Here is a 13,053-nt window from a genome sequence, read left to right as displayed (position 1 = left end):
ACGTATAATACGTTATGATTTGTTTAGAATATTCGTGATTTGAGGTGAGAGTATGAAAATTAGAAGAAGTACAAGATTAGTCGATATGACTTATTACTTGCTACAAAACCCTCGTCAGCTAGTATCTCTCACTTTTTTTGCTGAAAGGTATCAATCGGCTAAGTCTTCCATTAGTGAAGATTTAGTTATTATTAAGCAAACGTTTGAACAACAAGGGGTCGGCACATTGCAAACGATACCAGGAGCAGCAGGAGGAGTGAAATATATACCGTATATAAGTGAAGAAGAGGCAGGTCTAATTATTGATGAGCTTTGTGGCTTATTTGAAAACCGAGATCGTATTTTGCCTGGCGGTTACTTATACATGACAGATTTATTGAGTAATCCTCGCCATATTAATGGCGCAGGTCGTTTGTTTGCTTCTGTTTTTGCTAGGCAACCAATTGATGCAGTTATGACGGTGGCAACGAAGGGGATTCCACTTGCTTATGCAGTGGCAAATTACTTAGATGTACCAGTTGTAATTGCAAGGAAAGATAATAAGGTAACAGAAGGTCCGACTGTTAGTATTAACTATGTGTCGGGTTCTTCTAAACGAATTCAAACAATGACGTTAGCGAAACGCAGTCTTCCAGAAGGGTCGAATGTTTTAATCATTGATGACTTCATGAAAGCTGGCGGAACAATTCAAGGTATGATGAGTATGTTAGAAGAGTTCAAGGCTAATGTTGTTGGTATTGGTGTATTAGTAGAATCCACAGATATTGAAGAACGACTAATTAATAATTTTGTATCATTAATTCGTCTATCGGAAGTTGATGTGAAAGAAAAAACGATTCAAGTGGAAAAAGGGAATTATTCTCTTGCGCCATTTGATGAAGGGCTTGTAGAGGCGGAATAAAAGATAGAGCAGATAGCTCTATCTTTTTTTATTTTATTTATAGATTATAAAATAGATGGACAAACTGCCTTTCGTACACTATTTTTAAAGAGTAAAATAAATAATAAAAGGGTGAAAAGTATGAAAGTTGTTCAAACAAGCAAGGCACCACAAGTAATTGGACCTTATTCACAGGGGATTATTGTAAATAACATGTTCTATAGCTCAGGACAAATTCCATTGATGGCAAATGGGGAGCTTGTAACAGGAGATGTAACAGTACAAACAGAACAAGTATTTCAAAATTTACAAGCGGTATTAGAGGAAGCAGGTGCTTCATTTGATACAGTCGTAAAAACAACAGTATTTTTAAAGGACATGGATGATTTTAATGCTGTGAATGAAGTGTATAGCTCTTATTTCACTACTCATAAACCAGCTCGATCTTGTGTGCAAGTAGCAAAATTACCGAAAGATGTTTCCGTTGAAATTGAAGTAATCGCCCTAGTTAAGTAACCTTTTGTAAGCGATAACCTCCACTAATCTCTATATTCAACTACTTTAAAAATTTTTATCTTAAAAATTTTTAAAAAATTAAAGGGAAAATAGAAAATTTGTGGAATTTATACAAATATATCGCTTATTTAGAAAAGGGTGGTGAACACAAGATGGAAGTGACTGACGTAAGATTACGCCGCGTAAACACAGAAGGCCGCATGAGAGCAATTGCCTCTATTACTCTAGACCATGAATTTGTTGTTCATGATATTCGTGTAATTGATGGTAATAATGGATTATTTGTAGCAATGCCAAGTAAACGTACTCCAGATGGAGAGTTCCGTGACATTGCACATCCAATTAATTCTGGTACACGCTCTAAAATTCAAGATGCGGTTTTAACAGAGTATCATCGTTTAGGCGAGTTAGAAGAGGTTGAGTTTGAAGAAGCAGGTGCTTCGTAAAATTCGAATGAAAAGGGCTTTTGACAAAAAGCCTTATAATTTTGTAGCAAACTCCTGTAAGCATTTACAGGGGTTTGTTTTTTTGCTTTATATTTGGAAACTTCATAATTTATTAACATAAAAAGAAGAAACTACTAATTTTTTCAAAATCATTTTAAATAGTATAGCTTATTTCTTAAAAAAGATACTAAAGAGTAAAACATCTTATAAGAATTATGGTAAAATTTAATAGTTAAAATGTGTTTCTTGAAATATATGATGATTTAGGATAATATCTTTAATGGATAAATAGGTTGCGATGGAGGGTCTATATGTCAAACAGATTTGCAGTGATTCTAGCTGCAGGTAAAGGCACACGTATGAAGTCAAAGCTATACAAAGTGCTGCATCCTGTATGTGGAAAACCTATGGTACAACACGTAGTCGATCAAGTATCTCAATTAGGATTGCAGAAACTTGTAACGGTTGTTGGACATGGTGCTGAAATGGTACAAGAACAGCTAGGGAACGTAAGTGAGTTTGCATTACAAGCAGAACAACTTGGTACAGCACATGCTGTAGATCAAGCTGCAAATGTACTTGCAAATGAAGAAGGAACAACTTTAGTTATTTGTGGTGATACGCCTCTAATAACTGCTGAAACAATGGAAGCATTACTTCAGCAACATAAAGAAGCAGGAGCAATGGCGACGGTGCTAACAGCATACATAGAAGAGCCTGCTGGATATGGCCGTATTGTTCGTAATGAGAATGGTCATGTTGAAAAGATTGTTGAGCATAAAGATGCAAATGAGAAAGAATTAGCTATTAAAGAAATCAATACAGGTACGTATTGTTTTGATAATAAGGCTTTATTTGCTTCACTTTCTAAAGTTTCAAATGATAACGTGCAAGGTGAATATTACCTTCCAGATGTTATTGAGATTTTAAAAAATGAAGGTCATATCGTATCAGCTTATCAAACAGAGCAGTTCGATGAAACGTTAGGTGTTAACGACAGAGTCGCTCTATCGCAAGCGGAAATTATTATGAAAAACCGTATCAATCGAAAGAACATGGTAAATGGTGTTACAATTATTGATCCAAGTAACACTTATATTTCTGCTGATGCAATTATCGGTAGCGATACAGTTCTTCATCCAGGAACAATTATTGAGGGGAACACTGTAATTGGTTCTGATTGTGAAATTGGACCGCATACAGTAATTCGCGATAGTGAAATTGGAGATCGTACGACAATTCGACAATCTACTGTACATGATAGTAAGCTTGGTACAGAAGTATCGGTTGGTCCATTTGCACATATTCGCCCAGATTCAGTTATTGGAGACGAAGTACGCGTTGGAAACTTCGTGGAAATCAAAAAAACTGTCTTTGGTAATAGAAGTAAAGCTTCACACTTGAGTTATATCGGGGATGCACAAGTTGGAGAAGACGTGAATCTTGGTTGTGGTTCAATTACGGTGAACTATGACGGTAAGAATAAATTCAAAACTGTGATTGGTAATGGGGTATTTATTGGATGTAATTCAAACCTTGTTGCTCCAGTAACAGTTGAAGATGGTGCTTATGTGGCGGCAGGCTCTACAATTACAGAGAATGTTCCATCAAAAGCATTATCGGTAGCACGTGCACGTCAAGTTAACAAAGAAGACTATGTTGATCAATTGCTGAATAAGAAAAAATCATAATAATGTGGAGGGTTAATCTAGATGTCGACTCAATATCTAAATTCTAATTTGAAAGTATTCTCTTTAAACTCTAATAAGGAACTTGCTGAGCAGATTGCAAAGCATATTGGAGTAGGACTAGGAAAATGTTCTGTTGATCGTTTTAGTGATGGAGAAGTTCAAATTAACATTGAAGAAAGTATCCGTGGTTGCGATGTATTCATTATTCAATCTACAAGCTTCCCAGTAAACGAACATATCATGGAATTACTTATTATGATCGATGCATTAAAACGTGCATCTGCGAAAACAATTAATATTGTTATTCCTTACTATGGTTATGCGCGTCAAGACCGTAAAGCGCGTTCTCGTGAACCAATTACATCGAAACTTGTAGCAAACTTGCTTGAAACAGCAGGTGCAACTCGTGTAATCACTCTAGATTTACATGCTCCACAAATTCAAGGGTTCTTTGATATCCCAATCGACCACTTAATGGGTGTACCGATTCTTTCTGATTACTTTGAAACAAAAGGTCTTAAAGATATCGTAATCGTGTCTCCTGATCATGGTGGTGTAACTCGTGCGAGAAAAATGGCAGATCGTCTAAAAGCGCCAATCGCTATTATTGATAAGCGTCGTCCTCGCCCGAACGTTTCAGAGGTAATGAACATTATCGGTAATATTGAAGGCAAAACAGCGATTTTAATTGATGACATCATTGATACAGCTGGTACAATTACATTAGCAGCAAACGCTCTTGTTGAGAACGGTGCTTCTGAAGTATATGCTTGCTGTACACACCCAGTATTATCTGGTCCAGCAATTGAGCGTATTCAAAATTCAAATATTAAAGAGTTAGTTGTAACGAACTCTATCGTATTACCGGAAGAGAAGAAAATCGACAAAGTACATGAACTTTCAGTTGCTCCATTAATCGGAGAAGCAATCATTCGTGTATACGAAGAAGAATCTGTGAGTGTATTATTCAATTAATTGGATAGAATGAGACGTAACCAAAATTGGTTACGTCTTTTCGTATCGAAAAAAGAAAGTAGTGGTACAAGAATGAAATTGATAGTAGGACTTGGGAACCCAGGTAGAGAATATGAATTAACAAGGCATAATATTGGATTTATGGCCATTGATGAACTTGCGAAGCGTTGGAACATTTCTTTGAATGAACAAAAATTTAAAGGTGTATTTGGTGCAGGGTTTGTTAATGGAGAAAAGGTAATCTTATTAAAGCCGCTAACATACATGAATTTATCTGGGGAAAGTATTCGTCCACTCATGGATTATTATAAAATTGATGTTGAGGACTTCGTTGTTATGTACGACGATTTAGACATTCCTGTAGGTAAATTGCGTCTTCGCATGAAAGGTAGTGCTGGTGGACATAATGGTGTAAAGTCAACGATTTCGCACCTAGGAACACAAGAATTTCAACGTATCCGTATGGGAATTGATCGCCCGAAAAATGGAATGAAGGTAGTCGATTATGTATTAGGACGCTTTACATCTGAAGAGATTCCGGATGTTAACCATTCTATTGAAAAAGCAGCGGATGCATGTGAAGAGTGGCTAAATAAGCCTTTTCTTCAAATCATGAATACTTTCAATAGTTAAAAATAAGATTGGGAATATTTCTCTTTTGTTTTACCCATACTAGTAGTAATTGAATTTTTAGGAGGCTAGTATGGAAGGGTATTATTATTGCAGACACTGCGGAGGTAATGTAGGCTCCATTAACGCAGAAAAAGTATATAGCGACGTTTTATTTCAACTAACGGAGCAAGAAGTAGTAGAAATGATTCATTTTCATGAGAATGGAAATATATATATAAAAACGATTTGTGAATCGTGTCAAGAAACGCTCGCATCTTATCCTGAGTATTATGAGTATGAAAAATTTCTGCAATAAAATGTTGTCGCTTTGGCATGTCCAAAGCATTTTTCTGTTTTCCTTTTCCAAAATATTTGCATAAAATAGAATGACTTGCTCTTTATGTTGAGAGGAGTTTTAAAAATGATAGGTTTATTAGAGCAATTTTATAAAAATGAAGAGATACAATCGGTTATTAATGGGTTAGAAGATGGGTTAAAAGAACAACTTATATCAGGGATGGCAACGTCTTCTCGTTCATTATTAATGGCGGCTTTATATAAAAAAACAAAAAAATCACAATTAATCGTGACACATAACTTATACCAAGCACAAAAAGTACATGAAGATTTAGTGGCGTTACTTGGTGAAAAAGATGTGTGGTTATATCCAGTGAATGAACTGATAGCATCGGAAATTGGAGTTGCAAGTCCAGAATTGAAGGCGCAACGTATAGAAGTGTTAAATCGCTTGGCTGCGGGAGAGAATGGAATCATTGTAGCGCCAGTGGCAGGATTGCGTAGATTTTTACCAATAAAAGAATTGTGGAAGCAAAAGCAAGTTGAAATCAATCTAGGGCAAGAGATTGATTTAGATGCGCTCTTGCATACTTTACATCATATTGGCTATGAACGTAAGTCGATGGTAGAAGCTCCAGGGGAGTTCAGTTTGCGTGGGGGAATATTAGATATATATCCTTTAACTGAAGAACTACCATTTCGTATTGAATTCTTTGATACAGAAGTCGATTCTATTCGATTATTTGATGTGGATGAACAGCGTTCTCAAGGTAAAAAAGAAAGCGTTAGGTTTGGTCCGGCAACAGAGTTTTTATTTTCACAGGAAGAATTAAAATCAGGAATTCAGCATCTTGAAGAAGGCTTGACTAAGACGATGCAAAAACTTTCTGATGATAAACTAAAGACTAAAGTGCTTGAGACGGTAAGTCATGAAATTGAGATGTTGAAAAACGGGCAAAGTATAGAACAGATGTTTAAATACTTATCTATTTTCTATAAAGAACCTGCTAGTCTGATAGATTATTTACCAGAAGATGGTGTTGTAATTTTAGATGAGATTTCCCGTATTCAAGAAACAGCATCACATCTTGAAACAGAAGAGGCGGAATGGTATATATCACTTCTTGGTGAAGGAACAATTATTCAAGATTTATCTTTCTCTCACCCATTCGAGGGGTTTCTTCATCATAAAAAAAGAAGTTTTGTATATTTAACGTTATTCTTGCGTCATATCGCACACACACATCCGCAAAATATTGTTAATGTAACATGTAAAACAATGCAAGATTTCCATGGACAGATGAATTTGTTAAAAACAGAAATTGATAGATGGAATGAAGGGCATTTTACGACTGTTGTACTCGGAACAGATGATGAACGTGTGAAAAAATTACAACATATTTTAAGTGATTATGATATTGAGGCAGATATTGTAGAAGGTACAGATATTTTATTGCCTGGAAGATTACAAATTGCTGTAGGTGATTTACATGCAGGATTTGAAATGCCGATGCAAAAGCTTGTTGTCATTACTGAAAAGGAGCTTTTTCATAAGAAAGTTAAAAAATCACAACGTAAACAAAAGTTATCGAATGCTGAACGTATTAAAAGTTATTCGGAATTAAAAGTTGGAGATTATGTAGTTCATGTAAATCATGGTATAGGTAAATTTTTAGGTATTGAGACATTAGAGATTAATGGTGTTCATAAAGATTATTTAAATATTAAATATCAAGGTAATGATAAGCTATACGTTCCAATTGAACAAATTGATCAAGTTCAAAAATATGTAGGATCTGAAGGTAAGGATCCGAAAGTTTACAAATTAGGTGGGAATGATTGGAAAAAGGTTAAAACGAAAGTTGAAAAATCTGTACAAGACATTGCGGATGACCTAATTAAACTATATGCTGAGCGCGAAGCTTCAAAAGGCTATGCATATACGCCAGATACGGCAGAACAACAAGAGTTCGAATCATCTTTCCCGTATCAAGAGACAGAGGATCAGTTACGTTCTATTGACGAGATTAAAAAAGATATGGAACGCGGACGCCCGATGGATAGGCTCCTTTGTGGTGACGTAGGGTATGGAAAGACTGAAGTGGCTATTCGTGCGGCATTTAAAGCAATTATGGATGAAAAACAAGTTGCAATTTTAGTACCGACAACGATTCTTGCGCAGCAACACTATGAAACAATTCGAGAGCGTTTTCAAGATTATCCGATCAATATAGGCTTATTAAGTAGATTCCGTACGAGAAAACAACAAAATGAAACAATTAAGGGCTTAAAGGATGGAACAGTAGATATTGTAATCGGAACACATCGTATTTTATCTAAAGATGTTACGTATAAAGATTTAGGGCTTCTTATTATTGATGAAGAACAAAGATTTGGTGTGACACATAAAGAAAAAATTAAACAATTGAAGGCGAATGTTGACGTATTAACATTAACGGCAACTCCGATTCCGCGGACGCTTCATATGTCTATGCTTGGTGTGCGCGACTTATCTGTTATTGAGACACCACCAGAAAATCGTTTCCCAGTCCAAACGTATGTAGTCGAGTATAATCCAGCGTTAATGCGAGAGGCGATAGAGCGAGAGCTTGCAAGAGGTGGTCAAGTTTACTTCCTATATAATCGTGTAGAGGATATTGAAAGAAAAGCAGATGAAATTTCGATGTTAGTTCCAGATGCCCGCGTAACGTACGCACATGGGAAAATGAACGAAAGCGAATTAGAGTCTGTTATGCTATCATTTTTAGAAGGACAGCATGATGTTCTTGTAAGTACAACAATTATTGAGACGGGTGTAGATATCCCGAATGTAAATACGTTAATTGTATTTGATGCAGATCGTATGGGATTATCACAGTTGTATCAGCTTCGTGGGCGTGTTGGACGTTCTAATCGTGTTGCATATGCATACTTTGCATATAAACGTGACAAAGTGCTGTCAGAGGTTGCAGAGAAGCGTCTACAAGCAATTAAAGAGTTCACGGAACTTGGATCTGGTTTCAAAATTGCGATGAGAGATTTATCTATTCGTGGAGCAGGTAATTTGTTAGGGGCAGAACAGCATGGATTTATTGATTCTGTCGGATTTGATCTATATTCTCAAATGTTAAAAGATGCAATTGAACAGCGTAGAGGAACAGATGGGGCTGAAAATATAGTTAATGTTGAAATTGACTTAGAGGTAGATGCATACTTACCAGATGCTTATATTTCAGATAGTAAGCAAAAAATTATGATGTATAAACAATTTAGAGGTGTTTCTGCAATTGAGGATATTGAAGAATTGCAGGAAGAAATGATCGATAGATTTGGCGATTATCCACAAGAAGTTGGTTATTTATTACAAATTGCAAATATTAAAGTGTTGGCAATGAAAGAAAAAATTGAATTAATTAAGCAGAATAAATTTGAAGTAACATTCCTGTTTTCTGAACAAGCAAGTCAAAATATTGATGGTGGAAAATTATTCATGCTCGGAAATAGTTTTGGACGTATGATCGGTTTAGGAATGGAAGGATCACAATTGAAAATTGTTATGAAAACAAATGGCTTAGAGACATCGAAGTGGTTAACGATTGCTGAAAATTTATTAAAAGGCTTGCCAGATGTAAAAAAAGAAGTAATAAATGCCTAAAATAAGATAAAAAAATACAATTCGACGTGCATAGAAGAACTAATGTGTAAAATACTATATCTAACAGTTGGTGATTTTTACATGAACAGGTAAATTCACCACTTTGATCATCAGTAGAAAGTGAGGCAGCATTAGAATGAAAGCAACTGGAATCGTACGTCGAATTGATGATTTAGGCAGGGTCGTAATCCCGAAGGAAATTCGTAGAACTTTACGTATTCGAGAAGGAGACCCACTAGAAATATTTGTTGATCGCGATGGAGAGGTAATTTTAAAGAAGTATTCTCCAATTAGTGAGCTAGGTGATTTTGCAAAAGAATATGCTGATGCTTTATATGACAGCTTAGGACATAATGTGCTTGTGTGTGATCGAGATTCTATCATCGCAGTATCAGGCGTATCGAAAAAAGAATACTTAAATAAAAGTGTTGGCGATTTAATTGAAAAAACGATGGAAGAACGAAAGTCTGTTATTATGACGGATGAAAGTGATATTTCCATTATTGATGGTGTAACAGAAAAGGTTCATTCTTATACAGTTGGACCGATTGTTGCAAACGGAGATCCGATTGGAGCCGTCATTATTTTTTCAAAAGAAGCTATTATAAGCGAGATCGAGCATAAAGCGGTTAATACTGCTGCCAGTTTCTTAGCGAAACAAATGGAACAGTAAGGGTATATTGATTTTAGAAGTAGCAATCTTTCCTAATTATGATCTTTCTTTTTGAGAAATCAATTATTTGGAGATATATGTATATTGAATGAAGGTAGCACTTTGCTACCTTTTTTCGTTGAATATTTTTAACGTGTAGGAACTCATTATTACCCGTGTTGGGAAGGGAGTTTGTTCTTTTCTTTATGATATAATACGAGAGGTGAGAATAGAAAAAGGAGTTTTCTTGTATGGAAGCGAAGAAGTATCAAGCCTTTTGGCGTGGGGCTATTATATTAACGATTGCAAGTTTCGTTACAAAAGTATTAAGCGCTTTTTACCGTATTCCATATCAAAATATAGCGGGGGATATTGGGTTTTATATTTACCAACAAATTTACCCGTTTTATGGATTTTGTTTAATTTTAGCTACTTATGGATTTCCTGTTATCATTTCGAAAATGGTTGCAGAACGACTAGAGCGGGGAAAACAAAAAGAAGCAGAAGAAATTATTTGTGTATCTTTTTGGTTCTTATTAGGAATTGGTTTTATAGGCTTCTTTACATTGTTTTTTGGGGCCGAAACAATTGCGGTAGCTATGGGCGATATACACTTAGATAAGTTACTACGTGTTATTTCATTTTCATTCTTATTGATGCCATTTTTGTCTGTAGCAAGAGGGTATTTTCAAGGATTCAACAATATGATGCCAACGGCTGTTTCGCAAGTAATAGAACAAACAATTCGAGTTTCTATTATTGTATTTTTATCGCTATTCCTAATTGCTCACGGATTTGATTTATATACAGTTGGTGCAGGGGCTATGTTAGGCTCAATTGCGGGTGGACTTATTGGGATTATTGTACTTATATTGTATATGCGTCAAGATTTTCGTTCTATATTCTTCAAAAGTGCAGCGAGAATTAAGGGTAAAAGGAAGATAGTTAAAATCCTTTTTTGGCAGGGGTTAGCGATTTGTGTTAGTAATTTAGTGCTTATTTTTATACAGATGGCTGATTCAGTGTCCTTTTACAGCTTACTTATTGGTGCGGGAGAACAGGCTGAAAATGCAAAGGTATTAAAGGGTGTTTATGATAGAAGTATTCCGCTAATGCAATTAGGTACTGTTGTGACGACTTCTTTCTCGTTGTCACTTATTCCGATTATTACAGCGGCGAAGGAAAGAGGAGATCTTTCCTTTATTCAAGAAAAGGTAAAGTTAGCAGTGAAAATAACATGTGTTATTGGACTTGCAGCAGCTATTGGACTAACTTGTATTATTCAACCTACGAATATTATGTTGTTTGAAAACAGTGATGGATCAGATGTTTTATCTATTTTATCGTTATCTATTTTATTTAGTTCATTGTCAATTACGACAGCTTCTATTTTACAAGGATTGGGGCAAACGTTTAAGCCAGCATTATTTGTTGTATTTGGAGGTTGCTTAAAGTTAGCGTTAAATTATATATTCATGCCTTATTTTGGTGTGAAAGGTGCAGCCTGTGCGACTTTATGTGCGTTAATTATAATCTCTGGACTAAATACTTTGTTGCTTACGAGAGCTGTATCAGGGTCACTTATCAATAAGCGAAATATGTTAGGGATAGTAATTAGTGGTATCTGTATGGGATTTGTATTAATGATGTTCACACGTGTGTTACAGATGTCTGGATTAGTAATTGATACGGAACATAGAGGAAGCGCGACACTTGAAGCGTTGTTAGGTGTAGCCATTGGCGGATTGACATATATGTTTTTTATTTTGAAATTACGTGTATTTACAAAAAAAGAATTAGGAACCGTTATGAAACAAGAGAAAAAAGAAGGTTCATTGAAGAAGAGTGGATAGAGGTGACTGGTTGTGAGTGGAATCATTACTGTTTTAGGTTTAGGAGCTGGTGAATTAGATCAGCTAACGATGGGTGTATATCGAAAAATAAAAGAAGCAGACCATCTGTTTGTTAGAACGAAGGAACATCCAGTTATAGAAGAATTGGAGAAAGAAGGCGTACAATATACGTCTTTTGATGCTGTATATGAAGCACATGATACGTTTGAAATTGTATATGAAACAATTGCGAATAAATTGCTAGAACAAGCTGAAGGTACAGAAATTATCTATGCTGTTCCCGGGCATCCACTTGTAGCAGAAAGAACAGTTCAGCTACTGTTGGAAAAAGGAGAGGTTTCAAATGTTGAAGTGCGAATTGAGGGTGGACAAAGTTTCCTTGATCCTATGTTTGCAAGTCTAAAGATTGATCCGATTGAAGGATTCCAATTACTTGATGCTACATCATTTGAAAGAGGGCAATTAGAACTGCGTCAACATTTAATCTTTTGCCAAGTATATGATGCATTCGTTGCATCTGATGTGAAATTAACATTAATGGAGATGTTACCAGATGATTATGAAGTGTATATCGTAACAGCTGCAGGAACTTCATTTGAACAAGTAAAGAAGGTACCGTTGTACATGTTAGATCATGAAACGGAATTGAATAATTTAACGAGTGTGTACGTGCCGCCAGTTCAGGAGCGTGCGTCCTTGTATCAACAGTTTGATGTTCTTAGAGAAATTATTGCGGAACTTCGTGGTCCAAATGGTTGTCCGTGGGATAAAAAGCAAACACATCAATCATTAAAGAAATATTTAATTGAGGAAGCTTATGAAGTGTTGGAAGCAATCGATGAAGAGGATGATGATCACTTAGTAGAAGAATTAGGTGATATATTATTACAAGTTATGCTTCATGCTCAAATCGGAGAAGATGAAGGTTGGTTCTCTATAGATGATATCATTCGAACTCTATCTGAGAAAATGGTTCGTCGCCATCCGCATGTGTTTGGAAATACGGATGTAAACAACGCTGATGAAGTGATTGCAAATTGGGAAGAAATTAAAAAACAAGAAAAAGGATTCGTGAAAGAATCTGTTTTAAATGGCGTTCCCAAAAGTTTGCCGCAGTTACTACGCGCCTATGAAATCCAGAAGAAAGCTGGTAAGGTTGGATTTGATTGGGTTGATGTGCAACCGATGATAGAAAAAGCTTTGGAAGAATGGCAAGAGTTCCAACAAGAGGTTACAAATATGGATGAGAAAAAGATGCTAGGTGAGTTTGGTGATTTACTATTTGCATTTGTTAATATAGCTCGTCATTACAAAATAGATCCAGAAGAGGCGTTACGTTCAACTAATGAGAAATTTACTGGTCGTTTTTTATACATGGAGGCAAAAGTAGCTGAAATGAATAAAGAGATGAAAGATTTATCATTAGAACAGTTAGATGTTTTATGGGAAGAAGCGAAACAAACAGAGCGTTAATAG

The 13,053-nt window shown here is 35.7% G+C and carries 11 protein-coding genes; all 11 read left to right on the top strand.

The genetic code is table 11. The features are described from left to right. The first annotated feature begins 52 nt into the window (after positions 1-52). Positions 53-901, top strand: a complete 849-nt coding sequence (gene purR, locus ACTFRY_RS29130) for a pur operon repressor (protein ID WP_098617283.1) — start codon at positions 53-55, stop codon at positions 899-901. Between the two features lie 120 nt (positions 902-1,021). Further along, a complete protein-coding gene (locus ACTFRY_RS29125) occupies positions 1,022-1,396 on the top strand; it encodes a RidA family protein (protein ID WP_098617282.1) in 375 nt (124 codons plus the stop codon). Between the two features lie 152 nt (positions 1,397-1,548). Continuing rightward, complete coding sequence (gene spoVG / locus ACTFRY_RS29120; RefSeq protein WP_000454041.1) at positions 1,549-1,842, top strand: septation regulator SpoVG; 294 nt, start codon at positions 1,549-1,551, stop codon at positions 1,840-1,842. A 311-nt stretch (positions 1,843-2,153) separates the two neighbouring features. After that, on the top strand, positions 2,154-3,533 hold the full coding sequence (gene glmU / locus ACTFRY_RS29115; protein ID WP_000071033.1) for a bifunctional UDP-N-acetylglucosamine diphosphorylase/glucosamine-1-phosphate N-acetyltransferase GlmU: 1,380 nt from the start codon (positions 2,154-2,156) through the stop codon (positions 3,531-3,533). Between the two features lie 21 nt (positions 3,534-3,554). Beyond that, a complete protein-coding gene (locus tag ACTFRY_RS29110; protein WP_000107420.1) occupies positions 3,555-4,508 on the top strand; it encodes a ribose-phosphate diphosphokinase in 954 nt (317 codons plus the stop codon). Between the two features lie 72 nt (positions 4,509-4,580). Further along, the gene (gene pth / locus ACTFRY_RS29105; protein WP_000767702.1) at positions 4,581-5,141 is read left to right on the top strand and encodes an aminoacyl-tRNA hydrolase; all 561 of its coding nucleotides are present in this window, start codon (positions 4,581-4,583) and stop codon (positions 5,139-5,141) included. 70 nt (positions 5,142-5,211) lie between these two features. Further along, a complete protein-coding gene (locus tag ACTFRY_RS29100; protein WP_000399438.1) occupies positions 5,212-5,436 on the top strand; it encodes an anti-sigma-F factor Fin family protein in 225 nt (74 codons plus the stop codon). A gap of 105 nt (positions 5,437-5,541) precedes the next feature. Further along, positions 5,542-9,072: a transcription-repair coupling factor gene (gene mfd, locus ACTFRY_RS29095; RefSeq protein ID WP_000579680.1), complete on the top strand. Its 3,531-nt coding sequence runs from the start codon at positions 5,542-5,544 to the stop codon at positions 9,070-9,072. A gap of 136 nt (positions 9,073-9,208) precedes the next feature. Then, positions 9,209-9,745: a stage V sporulation protein T gene (gene spoVT / locus ACTFRY_RS29090; RefSeq protein WP_000648302.1), complete on the top strand. Its 537-nt coding sequence runs from the start codon at positions 9,209-9,211 to the stop codon at positions 9,743-9,745. Positions 9,746-9,975: 230 nt separating this feature from the next. Next, entirely contained in the window at positions 9,976-11,577 is a 1,602-nt protein-coding gene (locus ACTFRY_RS29085; protein WP_098617281.1) for a putative polysaccharide biosynthesis protein, read from the top strand. 12 nt (positions 11,578-11,589) lie between these two features. Beyond that, a complete protein-coding gene (mazG, locus tag ACTFRY_RS29080) occupies positions 11,590-13,050 on the top strand; it encodes a nucleoside triphosphate pyrophosphohydrolase (protein ID WP_000014279.1) in 1,461 nt (486 codons plus the stop codon). Positions 13,051-13,053 lie beyond the last annotated feature (3 nt).

The sequence above is a fragment of the Bacillus cereus group sp. MYBK195-1 genome (assembly GCF_051916605.1).
GTDB lineage: Bacteria > Bacillota > Bacilli > Bacillales > Bacillaceae_G > Bacillus_A > Bacillus_A cereus.
The sequence above is the reverse complement of the archived record's forward strand: the minus strand, read 5'-3'. Positions and strand labels throughout refer to the sequence as shown.